Annotated in this window: 15 protein-coding genes and 1 tRNA gene; 6 read left to right on the top strand and 10 right to left on the bottom strand. The window is 61.8% G+C overall.

Going from position 1 to position 18,486, the window contains the following annotated elements; translation table 11 throughout:
* Positions 1-43 precede the first annotated feature (43 nt).
* The 8 genes from AC1DUY_RS25020 to rpmH all read right to left on the bottom strand — a co-directional run bounded on the left by AC1DUY_RS25020 (position 44) and on the right by rpmH (position 6,454).
* Positions 44-751, bottom strand: a complete 708-nt coding sequence (locus AC1DUY_RS25020) for a pyrimidine 5'-nucleotidase (protein WP_478117847.1) — start codon at positions 749-751, stop codon at positions 44-46.
* A 23-nt stretch (positions 752-774) separates the two neighbouring features.
* Positions 775-1,758: a DUF1036 domain-containing protein gene (locus AC1DUY_RS25015; protein ID WP_478117845.1), complete on the bottom strand. Its 984-nt coding sequence runs from the start codon at positions 1,756-1,758 to the stop codon at positions 775-777.
* Positions 1,759-1,838: 80 nt separating this feature from the next.
* Positions 1,839-2,735, bottom strand: a complete 897-nt coding sequence (gene argB, locus AC1DUY_RS25010) for an acetylglutamate kinase (RefSeq protein WP_120288257.1) — start codon at positions 2,733-2,735, stop codon at positions 1,839-1,841.
* Between the two features lie 92 nt (positions 2,736-2,827).
* The gene (locus AC1DUY_RS25005) at positions 2,828-3,205 is read right to left on the bottom strand and encodes a DUF423 domain-containing protein (RefSeq protein WP_175368585.1); all 378 of its coding nucleotides are present in this window, start codon (positions 3,203-3,205) and stop codon (positions 2,828-2,830) included.
* Positions 3,205-3,855: a ribosome biogenesis GTP-binding protein YihA/YsxC gene (yihA, locus tag AC1DUY_RS25000; RefSeq protein ID WP_120288259.1), complete on the bottom strand. Its 651-nt coding sequence runs from the start codon at positions 3,853-3,855 to the stop codon at positions 3,205-3,207. Before yihA ends, AC1DUY_RS25005 begins: the two co-directional genes overlap by 1 nt.
* A gap of 135 nt (positions 3,856-3,990) precedes the next feature.
* Positions 3,991-5,859, bottom strand: a complete 1,869-nt coding sequence (gene yidC / locus AC1DUY_RS24995; RefSeq protein ID WP_093759796.1) for a membrane protein insertase YidC — start codon at positions 5,857-5,859, stop codon at positions 3,991-3,993.
* Between the two features lie 73 nt (positions 5,860-5,932).
* Entirely contained in the window at positions 5,933-6,295 is a 363-nt protein-coding gene (gene rnpA / locus AC1DUY_RS24990; RefSeq protein ID WP_089262790.1) for a ribonuclease P protein component, read from the bottom strand.
* Positions 6,296-6,319: 24 nt separating this feature from the next.
* Positions 6,320-6,454 (bottom strand): 50S ribosomal protein L34, encoded by a 135-nt coding sequence (gene rpmH, locus AC1DUY_RS24985; RefSeq protein WP_011471298.1) that lies wholly within the window; start codon positions 6,452-6,454, stop codon positions 6,320-6,322.
* Between the two features lie 447 nt (positions 6,455-6,901).
* On the opposite strand from rpmH, the gene AC1DUY_RS24980 reads away from it, so the two are divergent.
* Together AC1DUY_RS24980 and AC1DUY_RS24975 are read left to right on the top strand one after the other, a co-directional pair.
* Complete coding sequence (locus tag AC1DUY_RS24980; protein ID WP_089263645.1) at positions 6,902-8,329, top strand: ATP-binding protein; 1,428 nt, start codon at positions 6,902-6,904, stop codon at positions 8,327-8,329.
* Positions 8,330-8,479: 150 nt separating this feature from the next.
* Positions 8,480-8,556: transfer RNA gene (locus AC1DUY_RS24975), tRNA-Arg, on the top strand.
* A 453-nt stretch (positions 8,557-9,009) separates the two neighbouring features.
* Here the strand turns inward: AC1DUY_RS24975 and AC1DUY_RS24970 are convergent.
* Together AC1DUY_RS24970 and AC1DUY_RS24965 are read right to left on the bottom strand one after the other, a co-directional pair.
* Entirely contained in the window at positions 9,010-13,836 is a 4,827-nt protein-coding gene (locus AC1DUY_RS24970) for an NAD-glutamate dehydrogenase (RefSeq protein ID WP_478117840.1), read from the bottom strand.
* A gap of 382 nt (positions 13,837-14,218) precedes the next feature.
* Positions 14,219-15,007, bottom strand: coding sequence for an IclR family transcriptional regulator (locus AC1DUY_RS24965; RefSeq protein WP_478117838.1), 789 nt, complete (start codon positions 15,005-15,007; stop codon positions 14,219-14,221).
* 135 nt (positions 15,008-15,142) lie between these two features.
* Between AC1DUY_RS24965 and AC1DUY_RS24960 the strand changes: the two genes are divergently transcribed.
* The 4 genes from AC1DUY_RS24960 to hpaH all read left to right on the top strand — a co-directional run bounded on the left by AC1DUY_RS24960 (position 15,143) and on the right by hpaH (position 18,476).
* The gene (locus AC1DUY_RS24960) at positions 15,143-16,108 is read left to right on the top strand and encodes a Bug family tripartite tricarboxylate transporter substrate binding protein (protein WP_478117836.1); all 966 of its coding nucleotides are present in this window, start codon (positions 15,143-15,145) and stop codon (positions 16,106-16,108) included.
* A gap of 3 nt (positions 16,109-16,111) precedes the next feature.
* The gene (locus tag AC1DUY_RS24955) at positions 16,112-16,720 is read left to right on the top strand and encodes a flavin reductase family protein (protein WP_068732840.1); all 609 of its coding nucleotides are present in this window, start codon (positions 16,112-16,114) and stop codon (positions 16,718-16,720) included.
* An 89-nt stretch (positions 16,721-16,809) separates the two neighbouring features.
* Positions 16,810-17,670, top strand: a complete 861-nt coding sequence (locus AC1DUY_RS24950) for a fumarylacetoacetate hydrolase family protein (RefSeq protein WP_478117834.1) — start codon at positions 16,810-16,812, stop codon at positions 17,668-17,670.
* Positions 17,667-18,476, top strand: coding sequence for a 2-oxo-hept-4-ene-1,7-dioate hydratase (gene hpaH, locus AC1DUY_RS24945; protein ID WP_478117949.1), 810 nt, complete (start codon positions 17,667-17,669; stop codon positions 18,474-18,476). Before AC1DUY_RS24950 ends, hpaH begins: the two co-directional genes overlap by 4 nt.
* Positions 18,477-18,486: the final 10 nt, after the last annotated feature.

Genomic DNA, 18,486 nt, shown 5'->3' with positions numbered 1-18,486 from the left:
AGGCCGGGCGATGACAGGCGAGGGGATGTGCCGCTGTTCGAGATCAGCGCGCTTTGTTCAGCGCTGCCAGGAACCCCGTCAGATCATCCGTGACATGATCGACATGGTCGTCCTCGCGGCCTTCCAGTTCCCAGTCCTCGCGCACGACCTCCTTGGCGCCGTCGGGCACGATCAGCACGGTCGTCATGCCCAGTTTGTGCGGCACGACGAGGTTACGCGACAGGTCCTCGAACATGGCGGCCTTGGAGGGATCGACGCCGTGCAGGCGGAGAAACTTGTCATAGGTCTGCTGAGCCGGCTTCGGCTCCAGACCGGCGGCGATGATGTCGAAGATCGCTTCGAACTGGTCGGCGAAACCGAGGCGCTCCAGTACCGCGCCGGCATGGGCGACCGAGCCGTTAGTCAGGATCAGCTTGCGGCCTGGCAGTTGTGCGATGGCGGCGCCCATCACCGGATTGGGCTCGAGCGGCGAATGATCGATCTCGTGGACGAAAGCCAGAAAGTCGTCGGCGCGGACGCCGTGCTCGGTCATCATGCCGCGCATGGTGGTGCCGTAACGCTTGTAATAGTCCTTCTGAACCTTAAAGGCCGCGTCGGGTGAAATCCTGAGGAAGTTCGCGACGAAGTCGCGGATCTTGCCATCGACCTGCTGCCACAGGTTCACGTGGTGCGGATACAGCGTGTTGTCGAGATCGAATACCCATGTCTCGACATGGGTGAAGGCGCGCGGCGATTTGGTCGGCAGGGTCATTGATTGTCTCTGTTGTCCGGTCGTCACGGTGTCGCAAAGCGCAGCGTCCTGCCGCCGCCCGACATGTCGACGATAGCGAAGCCGGCGCTGGTGAGGCCGCGGGTATTGCAGTCACTGTGTTCGCGGATCTCGAATTTGCTCTCGCGTGTGCACAGCATGCGAACGCCGCCCCAGTTCAGCGGCTTGTCGTTGAGCTTAATGGCACGGCCATTGTCGTCGACGGCCTCGGCGAAACTGAGGATCTGGCGGGGTTGGCCGACAATATCCGGTCGCAGGCATTTGCCTGGCTCGATGCGATACCAGCCGCGGCTGACAACGCCCTTGCCATCATCGGTCGCGACTGACGCCATCACCTTGTAGGACGTGTCGTTGCACCAGGTGAGGCCTGTTGCGGAGGGCGCCTGCACGGCGGCGATCATTGTCTCGAAGAAATTCGGCGTTGAAACCACATCGGCAGCAAGACTACGGCTCTTGAGGAAGGACGAGAGCGCGCTCTGGGTCTTCGGTCCATCGACCCCGTCGATCGGTGCGGCGTCATAGCCCGCGATCACCAGCAGGCGCTGGATGGCGGCAAGCTTGGCCTGTTCGTCGTCATATTCGCTGTCTTCCGCGAGATAGGCGATCATATTGCCGTCGTCGGTCTGCGTCGGCTTGATCATCGTGAACGGCACTTGTGACTGTCCGGCACGGCATTGCCGGGCAGCGGCGATGACGAAGTTATCCGGCGCGATACACAGGGTGTCGGTGCCGTTCTGCGCCACGGGTGAGGCGCCGTAGATGCTGAGCGCGCGGGCATGCAGCAGGATGCGGTCGGCTGTCAGCGTGCCCTGTACGACGACGCGGCATTGCGCGGGGTCGATGCGAAACCAGCCGCGCGTCGCGGTGGCGCTCTTGTCGTCGATGCCGATGGCGGCTTCGACGACATAGCTCATGCGATTGCAGAGTTTGAGGTCGGCGCGGGCGGCCGTGCTGGCAAATAGCCAGATGACGCTGGCGAGAAGCGTCAACGATGTTTTTCGCGCCCACCAGCCAGACGCGAATGGCCGGGACAAGCCCGGCCATGACGACGTGTGGTGTGGCGTGTCCATCACTTGTGGATCAGTGTGCCCGTGCCCTGATTGGTGAAGAGTTCGAGCAGCACGGCATGGGGAGTCTTGCCATCGATGATGACGACGCCTTCGACACCCTGTTCGAGCGAGTAGATGCAGGTCTCGACCTTTGGGATCATGCCGCCGGAAATAGTGCCGTCGGCGATCAGCTTGCGGGCATCCTTGATCGACAATTCCGGGATCAGCTTCTTCGACTTGTCGAGCACGCCCGGCACATCGGTGAGCAGAAGCAGGCGCTTGGCCTTCAGTGCACCGGCGACGGCGCCGGCAAAGGTGTCGGCATTGACGTTGAAGGTCTTGCCGTCCTTGCTTGCTGCGAGCGGCGCCAGCACCGGGATCAGCTCATAGCCGATCAGCTGGTTCAGCAACGTCAGGTCGACTTTTTCCGGCTCGCCGACAAAGCCGAGATCGACCACCTTCTCGATGTTCGAATCGGGATCGACCATGGTGCGCGTCGCCTTCGACGCGGTGACCATGTTGCCGTCCTTGCCGCAGAGACCAACGGCCTTGCCGCCGGCTTCGTTGATGTAGCTGACGATCTGTTTGTTGATCGAGCCGGCCAGCACCATCTCGACGATCTCGATGGTCGCCGCATCGGTGATGCGCAATCCGGCGGCGAATTCCGATTTGATGCCGAGACGCGTCAGCATCTGCGCGATCTGCGGGCCGCCGCCATGCACAACCACCGGATTGATGGCGGTCTGCTCCAAGAGGACGATATCGCGGGCAAATGCGCGGGCCGTATCCTCGGCGCCCATGGCGTGCCCGCCATATTTGATGACGATCGTCTCTTCGTCATATTGCTGCATGTGGGGCAGCGCCTCCGACAGGATGCGGGCCTGGTCGAGAGCACTGATGATGGGCGCGTCGGTCATGAAGCGGATCTCACGGTGAGCAATCTGCGGCGCGTTCTAGCCGATTGATTGCCGCCGCGCAAAGCATCGCTGCTCTGTCCAGTGGCCCGGCGTCAGGTGGGGCGCGGCCAAGCTGCGGATACCGCCAGCGCCAGCCAGCTCAGGATCAGCAGGGTGCCGCCGGTCGGGGCGGCCATTGTGAACAAGCCGTGACCGACATATTGGCGCAGGGTCAGGTCGCCGGCGAAGATCGCGGCAGCAATGACGAAGCCGAACGCAGCTGTCAGGCCGATCTGCAGATGGGCGACGCCGCGCTCGATCAGGGCGACGGCACCGAGAATGGCGGCGGCATGAAACAGCAGCATCGAGGAGGCCGAGGCCAGCCGCGTCGCGTCCGGCTGATGCGCCGAAGCGGCGGCGAGAATGACGCCGTCGGCGCCCATCACGCCGGCCAGGATGACAAGAATGCGAAACAGGCTAAAGCGGGTCATCAGTTGCGCTCGTTCAACAGGCGGACCATTGCAGCCCGCAATTCGGCCATGCCGTCACCGGTGCGCGACGATGTAACCAGCACGTCCGGAAAGGCTGCCGGATGAGTCCGCAACTCGGTGCGGACCTCTTCGAGGGTCTTGTCGAGTTCGCTCTTCTTCACCTGATCAGCCTTGGTCAGCACGATCTGGTAGCTGACCGCCGAGCGATCGAGGGACTTGAGCACGTCGAGGTCGACATCCTTCAGGCCATGCCGGGAGTCGATCAGGACGTAGACGCGCGCGAGGCTCGCCCGGCCCTGGAGAAAATTGTAGATCAGCTTGGTCCAGGACGCGATCTTGACTTTCGGCGCCGAGGCATAGCCGTAGCCGGGCATATCGACGAGTCGGAAGTCGGAGCCATCGGGACCTTCGAAGAAGATCAGCTCCTGTGTGCGGCCCGGCGTATGCGAGGTCCGCGCCAGCGCGTTGCGGCCGGTCAGCGAATTGATCAGGCTGGATTTGCCGACATTGGAGCGGCCGGCAAAGGCAACTTCCATCCCTGCCATCGGCGGCAGCGTCTCGATCGAGGGCGAGGCCCAGATGAACGTCCATTCGCCTGCAAAAAGCAGGCGGCCCTGTTCGATCAGCTTCGCATCGGTGTCAGTGGTCATGCGAAGTGGCTTTCTGTGCTGCTCCGGCCCTCATGGTGAGGAGGCGCGCAAGCGCCGTCTCGAACCATGAGCGCCCCGCCCTCGTCCTTCGAGACGCGGCCAAGTGGCCGCTTCTCAGGATGAGGGCTCCAAGGGTTACGTCTTCTTTTCAGCCGGCTTCTTCGCGAAGGTCGACTTCACGTTGTCGAACAGTTCGACCTTCACGCCGTTGCGATTCATGATGTAGGCCTGCTGCAGCACCGAGAGGGTGTTGTTCCAAGCCCAGTAGATCACGAGACCGGCCGGGAAGCCGGCGAGCATGAAGGTGAAGATCAGCGGCATCCAGTCGAAGATCATCTTCTGCGTCGGATCCGGCGGTGTCGGATTCAGCTTCATCTGGAACCACATCGTGATGCCCATGATGATCGGCCAGATGCCGAGCGCGAGGTAGTGACCGAACACCGGAATCGTCGTCGGATCGAAGGGGATCAGGCCGAACAGGTTGAAGAGATTGGTCGGATCATGCGCCGACAGATCCTTGATCCAGCCAAAGAATGGCGCGTGGCGCATTTCGATGGTGACGAACAGAACTTTGTAGAGTGAGAAGAACACCGGGATCTGCAACATGACGGGAAGACAACCGGCGATCGGGTTGATCTTCTCCTTCTTGTAGATCTCCATCATCTCCTGCTGCTGCTTCATCTTGTCGTCAGGGAAGCGCTCCTTGAGCGCCGCCAGCTGCGGCTGTACGGCCTTCATCTTCGCCATCGAGGCATAGGATTTCGAGGCCAGCGGGAAGAAGATGATCTTCACCAGCACGGTGACGAGTAGAATGGCGATGCCGAAATTGCCGAACAGGTGGAAGAACCAGTCGAGCGCCAGGAACATCGGCTTGGTGATGAAGTAGAACCAGCCCCAGTCGATCAGAAGGTCGAAGTGGTTGAGGCCGAGCGCTTGATTATAGCCGCCGAGGCCGACAGCCAGCGGGAAGTTGATGCCGACAGTGGCCGCTTCCTTGGCGCCGGCGAACAGGCGGGCATTGGCCGTGCCGGTGCCGCCGATGGCGATGGTCTGCGCGTCCTGCAGATAATCGGTCTGGTAAGTCCGCTGGGTGCCGGTCAGGTTCGACGAGAAACGGGCCTGCAGTTGTGCATTGGTGTCGGGCAGCAGTGCCGAAGCCCAGTATTTGTCGGTGATGCCGAGCCAGGCATTGGTGACCTTGAAATTCACCGCCTTGGCTTCGTCGATCTTCTTGTAACCGTATTCCTGCAGGCCCTGGTCGCCGAGATAGCCGACGAGGCCTTCATGCAGGATGTAATAGCCTTCGACATGCGGCGTGCCGTGGCGCGAGATCAGCGCGAAGGGATACAGCGTCACCGGCGCGTTGCCGATATTGCTGACGTCATCCTTGACCGAGAACAGGTAGCGGTCGTCGATCGAGATGGTGCGGGTGAAAGTCAGGCCGTCGCCGTTGTTGTACTTGAGCACGACAGGCGTGGTCGGCGTCAGGGCGTTGGAGCCTTCCTGCTGCCACTGGGTGTTCTGGTCGGGAATCTTGGTGTTTGCACCGGCGGCGGCGACCCAGCCGAACTCGGCATAATAAGGCGCGGCAGTGCCGGAGGGAGAGAACAGCACGATCGCCGGCGACTTCGGATCCACGGTGTCGCGGAACTTGGTCAGCGAGATATCGTCGAGGCGCGCGCCCTTCAGCGCGATGCTGCCGGAGATACGCGGCGTGTCGATCTTGACGCGCTGCGACGCTGCAATGGCACTATCGCGGCTGACGATCGGAGCGTTGGCCGGCGCCACATTCGTGGGTGCGCCGCCTGCGGCGGTGGAATTCGCGGTCGGCGTCGTGCTGCCGGGCGTGGCGTTGGGCTGTGCGGTCGGGTTGGCAAGCTGGGTCTGCGTCGCGGTCTGTGCGCGCTGCTTCTCCATCTGCGGGATGTTGTAGAAATATTGCCAGCCGATCAGCACCAGGCCGGACAGAATGACGGCAATGATGGTGTTGCGATTGTCGGTCATCGTTCAGGTCTCGTCATTCAAATGCGGGTGCGGCTCTCGCTTCCAACTGCGCGCTTGTCGCAGGCTGAAAGCGTCAGGTCACGCTGGTTTTAGAAGATTGCGTCTTAGAAGATTGCCGATCGAGGCGGTGCAGCGCCGAGCGGAGGTCGTCGAGCATCATCGTGAAATCGCGTTGGAGCGCGACACGACGGCCGACTAGCACATAATCGCTGTGGGGTCGCATGGATAAGACATCGACGCGCTTCACCAGTTCGCGAAGCCTGCGCCGGATACGGTTCCGCTCGGTGGCGGTTCCGTTTTTTTTGGTCACGGTAAAGCCGACCCTGATCGGGCCGTCGTCGTCACGTCGCCGGGTTTGCATCACAAAGGCAGGGCTGTTCACCCGCGGCCCATTGGCAGCGGCGAGAAAGTCCGCCCGCTGCCGTAACCGGTCCATGATGAACTCTCGGAAGAGATCCGATCAGGCGCTGAGGCGCTTGCGGCCACGTGCGCGGCGCGCAGCCAGAACCTTGCGGCCGCCAACGGTCGCCAAGCGAGCGCGGAAGCCGTGACGGCGCTTGCGCACCAATTTGCTGGGTTGATAAGTCCGCTTCACGGGTCGTTCTCCGCTGACCGGGCAATTCGCCGAGTAATTTGAGGTAAGTCCTAAGATGTTGGCTCAACGAGCCATTTCCGGCCCAAAGACGAGCCGCACCCGATCCAAAACCGGGTCATCGCGGACAGTTGGCGGGCTTATACGGGAGCGTCCTGTTTTCGTCAATGTTGCCCTGTAGCGGTGTTCTGATCCGCCAAATTCTTGGAACTATGGGATTAATCCCAATTTCCCGGTGTTTTCAGGTTGTTGGCGGTTGTGAAATTGCTCTATGGCTTAAGCGTGTTCGCTCAGCGGACAAATTTAAGAACTGATCGCAAACATCATCGTAACAAATCGTCGTTGGACCCGTATCTCTCGATAGTTCAGCGTCAGACCGTGAGATCAGAGGCCAATATTGTGTCTTCGGCCGGCGAAAAGCCCATCGAGCCCGCGTTCAGGCTCGGCCCCATGCGACGGCTGGGGCTGTCGGGCAAGCTGTTGCTGCTCACCATTCCGCTGGTGCTGATTGCCGAAATTCTCATTTATGTGCCCTCGATCGCCAATTTCCGGATCAACAGGCTGAACGACAGGCTGGCCGCGGCCAATACGGCAGCACTGGTGCTGGATGCCGCGCCGCTCGGCATGGTCCCGGAATCGCTGTCGCGACAAATCCTGAGCAGCATCGGCGCCCGCGCGGTGGCCATCAAGATGGGCCAGCAGCGCCGTCTGCTCGCCAGCGCGGATCTTCCGTCGCAGATCGACCATGACATCGATATGCGGTCGATGACGGTGTGGTCGGCGATTGTCGATGCGTTCGAAGTCATGCTGGAAACTGGCGATCAGACAATGCGCATCATCGGGCCGGCGCCCGGCGGGGCGCAATTCATTGAAGTAGTGGTCGATGAATTGCCGCTGCGGCAGGCGATGTATCGTTTCTCCAGCAATCTATTGTGGGTGTCGCTCGGACTGGCGATTCTCTCTGCCGGGCTGGTCTATCTGGCGCTGCATTATCTGTTCGTGCGGCCGATGCGGAATTTGACAGCCAATCTCGTCGCTTTCCATGAAAACCCCGAGAGCTCGGCGCGGATTATCGTGCCGAGCCAGCGCGCCGACGAAATCGGCGTGGCGGAGCGCGAATTGTCCGACATGCAGCGCGATCTCGTTTCGATGCTGCATCAGAAGAGTCGTCTCGCTGCGCTCGGCCTCGCGGTCTCGAAGATCAATCATGACCTGCGCAATCTGCTTGCGTCGTCACAATTGCTGTCGGATCAGCTCGCCAGCGTGCCCGATCCCCGCGTGCAGCGCTTCGCGCCGAAGCTGATGCGCTCGCTGGAGCGCGCCATCGCCTTCTGCCAGTCGACACTCTCTTATGGTCGCGCGCAGGAAGCTGCCCCCGATCGCAAGATGATTCTCGTTGAGCCGGTGGTCAACGAAGTCCGCGAATCGGCTGGGCTTGCGACCGACGTGTCGATCGGCTGGGTCAACGCCATCGAGCGCGGGCTGATGATTGATGCCGATCCCGACCAGTTATTTCGCATTTTGCTCAATCTGGTCCGCAATGCGGCCCAGGCGCTGGAAGGGCAGCCACAGAGCGACGTCGCCCCGCAGCAGATCCGCATCACCGGCCGCCGCGAAGGCGCTGTCACGATTCTCGAAGTGTCCGACACCGGCCCCGGCGTCCCGCAGCGGGCACGCGACCACCTGTTTGAAGCATTTCAGGGCTCGTCTCGCCCCGGCGGTAGCGGGCTGGGCCTCGCGATTGCGGCCGAACTGGTCCGCGCCCATGACGGCGATATTCACCTTGTGGAAGGCACTTTGGGCGCCACCTTCCGGATCAGCCTTCCGGACCGGCCGGTGGAACTGCACAGCATCCGTAACGAACGCGCGCGGGCCTGAGCCGTTTTTTCCGGCTATGTCACGGTAGTGAAATAAGCGGCTCAGGGCGCTTGCCAAGCCGGGCTCGACCCGGTAGCTATGGCCCGCTTTCGCAAACATCGTTTCCGAAACGCATCCGGTGCTGGCGGCTTTGGCCCCACATCGCGGCACGCGCCCGTAGCTCAGCTGGATAGAGCACGTGACTACGAATCACGGGGTCAGAGGTTCGAATCCTTTCGGGCGCGCCATTTCCGCTTCATTGTGATGCGCCAATCATCGTTGCCATTGCTGCGCTTCTCGTAGCTTACGGGATCCTTGCCACAACGTCGGGCCGGTTTTTCTCGAGCCAGGCTACGGCCTCGGGTCCATCGACGACGCACTCGAAGGTTTCCCAGGTGGGGTCCTCCAGGGATTCCGGTTGCAGTCGCTTCGCTGCATACTCAACGAGGTCGTGCAAGCGTTCGTATCCTCGTCGGCTCTCGAGGGAATCTGCAATCGCTGTGCTGACCCATCCGCGTTCGGCCAAATCGATAATGCTCGGAGCGTTAGCCTCGCTGAACCAGGGTGTGGCATCGAACTCGATGCAGCGGACATTATCAGCGGTATGGCAAGTAGCGTGGATCATTGGGGTCCTCCGTTCGCTGGCTAACAACCTGCGCTAGCATTGCTCTTTAGAGTTTCACATCGCTGCCCCGCACGCCTCAGCCTTTGACCAAGTCCCCCAGCAGGTTTGCCGCCACCATCAGCTTGGCGAGCGTCAGGCCGCCAGCAGCAATCTCCTCGACTGCGCGGCGGATGCGCGTCGCCTCGGGATGAGCTGCAAGCCAGGTCTCCGCAGCCTGCTGGCCGGATTGGCCGGTTGCCAACATATCCGCAGCGAGGCCTCTTTCGGCAGCCGCGATCAGGTCGACGGCGCGGTCGATGGCGAGGCGTTCGAAACGATCGCTGGCGGGCACGCTGCGCGCGGCAGCGATGATGCGGTCGAGACGGAAATTGGCCTCGGCGGCAAAGAACGTCGCGGTGGCATCGCCGATGCTGCGGCCGGTGCGCTCGGCGACCGTCACGATGTCCGGCGCCGAGACCAGGGTGTCGAGATCGGCCAGTTCGCCGGCGAGGCCGGACGGGACGCCGGCATCGGTCAGCTCCTGCCGGCGCTTGCCGCGCGCGGCCTGCAAGTCCGGTGGCAGGGTGTTGTCGAGAGAGGCGCTGATCTCGCGGATACCCGGGCCGAACCGTGCGATCACCGCCTCGAGGCCATCCTTGAAATCAATATTGCGCACGTACCAGACCATGCGGGAAAGCAGAAGGTCCTGGACCGCCTCATAGAGGGACAATTGCAACTGCCCTTCGATGCAGGCGTCGAGCGTATCGATCGCATCATTTAGCCACTTGAGCCCGTAGGATTCATCCACCGCCACATAGGCCATGACGATGGTGGGGATATCGGCATCGGTTTCGTCGATCAGGCGCACGATACACGCCGGGCCGCCGCGGTTGATGACCGTATTGACGAGGCTGGTCGCGATGATTTCGCGTCGGAGGCGATGGCACTCTACCGCTGTCGGGAACCTGTCCTGAACCTGGCCTGGAAAATACCCGGAGAGCTCGCGGGCGAGATAAGGATCGTCCGGCACGCTGGTGCCGAGCAGGTCGTCGTAGAGCGTCAGTTTGGCGTAGGCGAGCAACACGGCAAGTTCAGGCCGCGTCAGGGACTGCCCGCGTCGTGTGCGCTCGGTGATGGCGGCGTCGTCGGGCAGGAATTCGACTGCCCGGCTGAGCAGGCGGCGCTGCTCGAGCGACTGCATCAGGCGAGTGAGGAAGCCTGTCGCGGCCACGCCCTTGCGTTCGGCGAGCGAGAGCGCGAGCGTCTGCAGATAGTTGTTGCGCAGGACCAGCGCACCAACGTCGTCGGTCATCGCGGCAAGCAGGGTGTTACGGTCAGCCGGGCTGAGGCGTCCCTCGCGCTCGGGGCGGGCCAATGCGATCTTGATATTGACCTCGACGTCGGACGTATTCACACCGGCCGAATTGTCGATCGCGTCGGTGTTGAGCTTGACGCCCGTCTGCGCCGCTTCGATGCGGCCGCGCTGAGTGACGCCGAGATTGGCGCCTTCGCCGATCACCCTGGCGCGAACGTCGGTCCCGGTGATGCGGATCGGATCATTGGCGCGGTCGCCGGCCTGATCGTCGCTCTCCACCGACGCCCGGATATAGGTGCCGATGCCGCCAAACCACAGTAGGTCTGCGCGCGTCTTCAGGATCGCCGTCATCACCTCGAAGGGCGTCGCCTGCGGCTTGTCGAGATCGAGCAAGGTGCGCACTTCCGGTGCGAGCGGAATCGCCTTGAGGGAGCGCGAGAACACGCCGCCGCCTTGCGAGATCAGCGATTTGTTGTAGTCCTGCCAGCTCGATCGCGGCATGTCGAACATGCGCTTGCGTTCGGCGTAGCTGATCGCCGGATCGGGAGAGGGATCGATGAAGATGTCGCGGTGATCGAACGCCGCAACCAATTTCGTCGCGGGCGAGAGCAGCATGCCATTGCCGAAGACGTCGCCGGACATGTCGCCGACGCCAACTACAGTGAAAGGCATGGTCTGAATGTCGGTGCCGAGCTCGCGGAAGTGGCGTTTGACCGCCTCCCAGGCGCCTCGCGCCGTAATCCCCATCTTCTTGTGGTCGTAGCCCTGGCTGCCGCCGGAGGCGAAGGCATCGCCGAGCCAATGGTTCTTCTCGGCCGAAATCGCGTTGGCGATGTCGGAGAAGGTGGCGGTGCCCTTGTCGGCGGCGACGACCAGATAAGGATCGTCGCCATCATGCCGCAAGGTCGAGTCGGGCGGGAGGAGGTCGTCGCCGTCGAGATTGTCGGTGAGTTCGAGCAGCGAGCGAACGAAGATGCGATAGGCTTCGGTGCCTTCCGCGAGCCACGCATCGCGGCTGGAGAGCGGCGGCAGGCGCTTGGGCACGAAGCCGCCTTTGGCGCCGACCGGCACGATCACGGCGTTCTTGACCTGCTGGGCTTTGACCAGGCCGAGAATCTCGGTGCGGAAATCCTGCGGCCGATCGGACCACCGCAGTCCGCCGCGCGCAACCTTGCCGAAGCGCAGGTGAATGCCTTCGACGCGGGGAGAATAGACGAAAATCTCGTAGAGCGGTCGTGGAGCCGGCAGGTCCTCGATTCCGCGCGCGTCGAACTTGAATGAGATCACCGGACGCGGATGTCCGTCCTCGCCGACCTGCCACAAATTGGTGCGGATGGTGGACTGCACCAGATTGGTGAAACGGCGGAGGATGCGGTCTTCGTCGAGCGATGCGACGGATTTGAGCTGCTCCTCGATATCGGCAAGGAGGGCGGTCTCCCGGGCCGAGCGCTCGGCATCAGTAAGGGTGAGGCGTGGATCGAGGCGGGCCTGGAATAGCGCGACGAGGTTGGCGGTGATCGCTGCGTTCTTGCGCAGAGTCTCCCACATATAATCCTGGCTGAACGGCGCGCGGATCTGGTGCAAATAGCGGGACAGCGCCCGGATGGTCGAGACTTCGCGCCAGCCCAGGGCCGTGCGCAGGATCAGCCCGTTATATCCGTCGGATTCGGCTCGATCACCTACCACCGCCATGATCGAGGCTTCGAGCCGATGGCTGAACTCCCGGTTGATCTCGATCGGCTGGCCGTCGCTGGTCTCGATCGTCATGTCGTGCAGCCACACCGGCTCAGGCCTGGCACCGGGCACGATCTGATAGGTACGTTCATCGACCACGCGCAGGCCGTGATTTTCGATCACCGGCACGCGATAGGACAGCGACAGCGGCGCGGCATCCGAGAACACCTTCAGGCCGAAGCGTCTGGGATCGTCCTCGCCCTCGAAGCGATGAACCGAAATCGTCACCGGGCGGGTTGGCGTGAGCCTTTCGATGGTGGCGATATCGGCTATTGCCTGTTCCGCCGTGGAAACCTCGGTATAGCCGCCGGTAAAGGCCTGGGCATAGCGATTGGCGAGCATGCGCGCCCGCATGCCATCGGTAGACGCAGTCAGCGCGGCCTTCAGCTTGTCGGCCCAGGTCGCGGCAATGGCGCTGATCCCGGCTTCCAGCGTGGCGCGCTCGACGGCAGGAGTCTTACCTTCATAGCGTCCGATGATGTAGTGAACGCGCGTCAATGCTCCTTCGGGGAAAGACACGTAGGAGGCGGCCTGCATCCCTTTGTAGATCTGCGACAGGAAGGCGCCGACGCGCATGCGCACATCAGTGTCGTATTTGTCGCGCGGAATGAAGACGAGGATGGAGACGAAGCGATCGAACTTGTCGACCCGAGCGAGCGCCCGGACGCGGGGGCGCTCATAGAGGATCAGGATCTCCATGACGAAATTGAAGAGGGTGTCGACGTCGACCTGGAATAGTTCGTCTCGCGGATATTCCTCGAGGATGTGCATTAGCGCCTTGCCCGAATGGCTGTTCGGATCGAAGCCGGCGCGCTGGAGCACCCGCGATATCTTGTGGCGAACATAGGGGATCTGTCGTGCCGAGCGGGTATAGGCGCCTGAGGTGAACAGGCCGACGACTCGTAGTTCACCCTCGAGCCGGCCGTCGGGCGCATAGAGCTTGATGCCGATATAATCCATCCGGATGCGGCGATGAACGCGGCTACTCACATTGGCCTTGATGACGATGAGTAGGGTCGGCTCGCGCATGAACTCGCGAATTTCCGACGTCATCACCACCATTTCGTTGCCGCGGCGCAGGACCTTTACATCGGGGTCGCGGAGGATGCCGAGGCCCTCAGCGGTCGTGATGTCGTCCGACGCATCGCTGTCGGGCGAGAAGCGATACTCGCGCACGCCGAGAAAGGTGAAATTGTCCGCGCACAGCCATTGCAGGAACTGGTTGGCCTCGGCGACCTCGTCGATCGGCAGCGGCGGTGGATTGGAAGAGAAAGTCTTGATCGCGTTCTCGACGCGGTCGCGCATGACGCGCCAGTCCGCGACGCTGGCGCGCACGTCGCTTAACGTCCTGGTGAGGCCGTCAATCAGCCTCTCGCGGTCAGCGTCGGCGTCGAGGCGGGTGATGTGGAGGTGAATCAGGCTCTCGCGCGCGCCCTTTGCCCCTTCCGGCAGTGCTTCACCGTGGAAGTGCAGGAGCTTGCCTTGGTCATCGCGCTCCATCGCGATGATGGGGTGAGCGACGAGGGTGACTTCGATGCCCTGCTCGGCGAGCTCCGCCATGATGGAATCGAACAGGAAAGGCATATCGTCGTTGAGAATTTCGAGCACGGACATCTCGCGCCCGTCCGGCATCATCGGATTGACGACGCGGATATCGGCACGACCCGCCGTGCGTCGCTGTACATGCTCCCAGGCTTGCTCCGCCAGGAAGGCAAGCGAGGAGGCATCGTAACTGGCGAGGTCCTCGGCATTGGTGTAGCCGAACATAAGCTCGGCAAAGGTTCGGGGTGCCTTGCCCGGCTGCACGCTTCCCGCCGCGTCGCGGATCAGAGTTGCCCGGGCCTTGTCGTCACGCCACGCCATAGCGTCCTCCACGTCCCAGCCAACTCACCGCAATTACGGTCGGCCGTTGTTTTTGGAGTGCATCTCTTCGTGCGCCATCGTTTCCCGACCGCGTTTCAATCGCACAGGTGAAATCTTCGGTCGTGCGGTCTTGACTATGTTAGCACCCCGGAGCCGCCGTGGCGCGCGGAGTTGTGAGGTGTGTCTTGAGGCCGGAATCGATGCGACGAGCCTCGCGCCATGAGGCACCTTGTAAAATCACAAGCAATTTCAATCATGTATAAGATCGTGGCTGTATTCCGAATGGCGCGCCATTTTTCCGTTCAGATTAGAACAGCCAGCCGTCGATTGGCTGCTCAATCGCTGCCCATGTCGAAAGCGGACCTTTGCCTTGGATTGGGCGACGCCTGCTTTCTTATCGGATTTTCTGCTCGACCTCGTAAGCTGCCTTCAGAAGCGTTTCGACAACTTCCTGCTCGCGTCGCGGGCCGAGCCGTGTTCGGACGGCCGATATGGTGAGGGCCGCCGCCGGATCGCCATCGGCTGTCTTGATCCAGGTCGAAATCGATTTCGTGCCCTGGACCAACCCGACTTCGCGCACGCCATAGCCCCTGCGCCGGGCGTCGGCGATCTCTGACAACACAGTCTGTCGATCGGTCCGATATCCCGCAAATCGAGGCTCATTCGTCATAGCGATCCGGCGTGATTCTTGAGCCGGTAACGCGGCCAGGATGGCAACGCCTGCGCTGCTGACGCCGAGGGGCCGCCGCGCACCGACGGCGATCGAGAGTACCTGGATCGGATATGAGCCAATTCTCCTATCCACGCATAAAGTGTCGTTGCCGGTGCGCACCGTGAGAAACAGTGTGTCGCCGACCCGTTGCGATGTTTCGCGCAAAATGTCGTCCGCTGCGGCGAGCAATGGCGAGCGCGATGGGCGAGCGAGTGCCAATTCAGGGACCTGCGTGCCGATTGCATAGCGACCCGAGCGCACGTGGCGCTCGACGAGCCCCTCCTCCATCAGGACATGAATGATCCGGTGTACGGTCGGGCGCGATAGACGCGTCGCTTGGACGACTTCATTCAACGGCAATCCGCTCTCACCGCCCGCTGCAAGCACGCGAAGGAGGAAGAGCGCGCGCCGGATCGCCTGCGCGCCTTGTCGCGGCTCCGGATCGAGTGTTGTTGGCAATCCGGTGTCCATAATGTGGACAATAACCGCACATTGGCATCGACAAGTAAAGCGGGTGAACCAATGGTCCGCCGTAAGAGCGCTGGTCCCAATCGGCGTCGAACATACGGTTAGCGGCGTGAAAGCCGCATCTGGCGGGAGGAAATGATGAGGTCGCTATGGATCGCTGCAGCCATTGTTGCGACGCTGGTTAATGGCACGGCGACGGCCCAGGAATGGCCCGCGCGCATTGTCAAACTGATCGTGCCCTATCCGGCCGGCGGCAATGTCGATAGCGCGGCGCGCATCGTCGCGGATCGGCTGCAAGAGAAATTGGGCCAGCCCTTCGTGATCGAAAACAAGTCGGGCGCTGGCGGCATGATCGCCGGGGAAGCGCTGGCGAAAGCGCCGAATGATGGCTACACGCTCATGGTCGGCGCCAATGGTCCGGTTCTCTTCGCTCCCGAAATCAACAAGCGCGACGCTTACAACTGGAAGCGCGACTTCCTGCCGATCTCGAGCATCTCGATGACGCCGCTGGTGCTCGAGGTTCATCCTTCCGTGAAGGCTACGTCGTTCGCCGAATTGCTCGAACTCGCGAAGCGCGATCCGGGCAAGCTGACGATGGCCTCTCCGGGGCCGGGCACCACCAATCACCTGCTCAGCGAACTCATGCAGTCCAAGCTCGAGATTCGTTGGGTGACGGCGCATTATCGCGGCAACGCGCCCGCGACCAATGACCTGCTCGGCGGCCAGGTTCAGTTCGCATTCGATCAACTGTCGGTCAGCCTTCAATATATCAAGAGTGGAATGTTGCGCGCCTTGGCGGTCACGAGCCCACATCGACTGAAGACGCTTCCGGACGTGCCCACTTTCGCCGAGCTCGGCTATCCGGATTTTGACGGCCAGACCTTCACAGGGCTGTTTGCTCCGGCGAACACCCCCGCTCCAGTCGCCGATAAATTGAACAAGGCGCTGGCTGAGATCCTCAAAGAGCCAGGCGTGGTCGACAAGTTCGAAAAACTTGGCGCCGAAGCGCTCCCGATGACGCCGGGTGAGTTCAGAACCTATCTCGATCGTGAGGACGCCAAGTGGATTCCGGTCGTGCGCAAGGCCAATGTAAAGGCGGATTGACGAATGAAGATCGATCCCGCTGAACTTGGCGCCGAAAAGGCCTATCGTCTGCTCACCGGCATCGTCGTCCCGCGACCGATCGCATGGGTGACCAGCCTGTCGCAGGCAGGTACCGTCAACCTTGCGCCGTTCAGTGCTTTCACCTTCGTCTCGCCCAAGCCGCCGATGCTGGCAATCAGCGTCGGCCGCAAATCAGGCGTCTACAAAGACACGGCACGCAACATCCTGGATCGCGAAGAATACGTCATTCACATCGCGGATTCGCCGTTGATGTCTGCGGTTCACGAAAGCTCCGCCGAACATCCGCCGGAGGTGAGTGAGGTCGAAGTCCTCGGTCTCGAGACGACCCCCAGCGACCATATCGGGGTGCCGCGGCTGACGGCGGCACCTATCGCGATGGAATGCCGATTTCGGCAATGCCTCGAATTCGGCGATACCCGCAGCCGGTTGATCGTCGGCGAAGTAGTCGCATTTCACATCAAGGACGATCTGCTCGCCAACGGCAAGATCGAGACCGAGAGTCTCGATCCGATCGCCCGCATTGCCGGTCCGCGTTACGCGCGGCTAGGCGAGATCTTCACGTTGAAGTCCGTATTCCAGACATCGAAGTAATTGGAAGAACGCCGCGGGCGCAGCTCGAGCAGCCGGTCCGGTACCGCCATCCGGCGGCAATCGATCCAGTGAATTATTCAGGAGCCTTCATGAAACTATGCAGCTATTCGACCGGCGGAAACAGCCGCTACGGCGTGGTGGCCGATGTCGGCGTTATCGATCTCAGTGCATTGCTTGGATCGGAGTTTCCCGATCTGCGCAGCTTGATCGCCGGCAACGGGCTGGCGAAGGCGAAACAGGTGAGCGCCGGCCGCAAGCCCGATCATCAATTGTCGGATCTGGTCTTGCTGCCGCCGATCCCGGCGCCGGAGAAGCTGTGGTGCATCGGGGTCAACTATAAGGACCGCAATGCTGAATACAAAGACAGCTCGGATTTGCCGAAATATCCGAGCCTGTTCGTCCGCAACCCGTCGTCGGTGGTCGGCTCTGATCAGCCGATCGAAAAGCCGAAGATCTCCGAGCAGCTCGACTACGAAGGCGAACTCGTGATTGTCATCGGCAAGGAAGGTCGTCACATCACGCGTGAGAATGCGTGGTCGCACATCTTCGGCATGACTCTCTGCAACGAAGGTTCGGTGCGGGACTGGCTGCACCACGGCAAGTTCAACGTCACCCAGGGCAAGAATTTCGACCGTTCCGGCAGCGTCGGGCCGTGGATCGTCACGGCGGACGAATGCGATCCGCAAGGGACGCACGATATCGTCACGCGAGTGAACGGGGAGGAGCGTCAGAACGACTCGACAGAGCGGCTGATGTTCACCTTCGACTATCTGATTTCTTATCTGTCGACTTTTGCCACCTTGAAGCCCGGCGACATGATCGCGACCGGAACGCCGACCGGCGCCGGCGCCCGCTTCACGCCGCCGCGTTGGCTCAAGCCAGGCGATGTCGTCGAGGTCGAGTCCAGGCAGATCGGCATTCTTCGCAACGTCGTCGCAGAGGAGAAATAACGGTGCTTGATCAGACGGTCATCGATACGCTGGCGCATCGCCTCGACGAAGCGGAGCGGACCAAGACGCTCATCACCATGTTCACCGCCGACTATCCCGATCTCACCATCGAGGATGCCTATGCGATCCAGCGGACCTGGACGGCGCTGCAGCTTGAACGCGGGCGAGTGATCAAAGGCCACAAGATCGGCCTGACCTCGAAGGCGATGCAGAACGCGGTCAGCATCTCCGAGCCGGATTACGGCGTGCTGTTCGCCGACATGTTCTATCAGGATGCCGGCAGCATCCCTTATGAACGGTTTTTCGCGCCGCGCATCGAGGTCGAACTGGCCTTCGTGCTCAAGACCGATCTGCGCGGGCCGGATTGTACGATCTTCGACGTGCTGAACGCGACAGCCTACGTCACTCCGGCGCTCGAAATCCTGGAAACGCGCATGCACCGCGTGCATCCGCAAACCAAGAAGCCCCGCACGGTGGTGGACACGATCTCCGACAACGCAGCGAATGCCGCGCTTGTGGTCGGCGGTCGTCCATTCCGTCCGCTGGATGTCGATTTGCGCTGGGTCAGCGCGCTGCTGTTCCGGAATGGCCAGATCGAGGAGACCGGCGTCGCCGCCGGCGTGCTGAACCATCCGGCAAACGGCATCGCGTGGCTCGCCAATCGCCTCGCGCCGCACGACGAATACCTCGCCGCAGGCGAGGTGGTGCTCGCCGGATCCTTCACGCGTCCGATCGAGGTCAGCCGCGGCGATACGATACATGCCGATTACGGGCCGTATGGCTCGGTGTCGTGCCAATTCGTCTGACCGTTATCCG

It is taken from the genome of Tardiphaga sp. P4_G1 (assembly GCF_056401215.1).
This window is presented reverse-complemented; position numbering and strand designations above follow the sequence as displayed.

Coding starts and splice junctions, on each gene's coding strand:
- AC1DUY_RS24980 (WP_089263645.1), top strand. CDS start 6,902: ATGCGACGGCTGGGGCTGTCGGGCAAGCTGTTGCTGCTCACCATTCCG.
- AC1DUY_RS25005 (WP_175368585.1), bottom strand. CDS start 3,205: ATGACCCGCTTTAGCCTGTTTCGCATTCTTGTCATCCTGGCCGGCGTG.
- yidC (WP_093759796.1), bottom strand. CDS start 5,859: ATGACCGACAATCGCAACACCATCATTGCCGTCATTCTGTCCGGCCTG.
- yihA (WP_120288259.1), bottom strand. CDS start 3,855: ATGACCACTGACACCGATGCGAAGCTGATCGAACAGGGCCGCCTGCTT.
- AC1DUY_RS24955 (WP_068732840.1), top strand. CDS start 16,112: ATGAAGATCGATCCCGCTGAACTTGGCGCCGAAAAGGCCTATCGTCTG.
- AC1DUY_RS25020 (WP_478117847.1), bottom strand. CDS start 751: ATGACCCTGCCGACCAAATCGCCGCGCGCCTTCACCCATGTCGAGACA.
- AC1DUY_RS24960 (WP_478117836.1), top strand. CDS start 15,143: ATGAGGTCGCTATGGATCGCTGCAGCCATTGTTGCGACGCTGGTTAAT.
- argB (WP_120288257.1), bottom strand. CDS start 2,735: ATGACCGACGCGCCCATCATCAGTGCTCTCGACCAGGCCCGCATCCTG.
- rnpA (WP_089262790.1), bottom strand. CDS start 6,295: ATGGACCGGTTACGGCAGCGGGCGGACTTTCTCGCCGCTGCCAATGGG.
- AC1DUY_RS24965 (WP_478117838.1), bottom strand. CDS start 15,007: ATGGACACCGGATTGCCAACAACACTCGATCCGGAGCCGCGACAAGGC.
- AC1DUY_RS24950 (WP_478117834.1), top strand. CDS start 16,810: ATGAAACTATGCAGCTATTCGACCGGCGGAAACAGCCGCTACGGCGTG.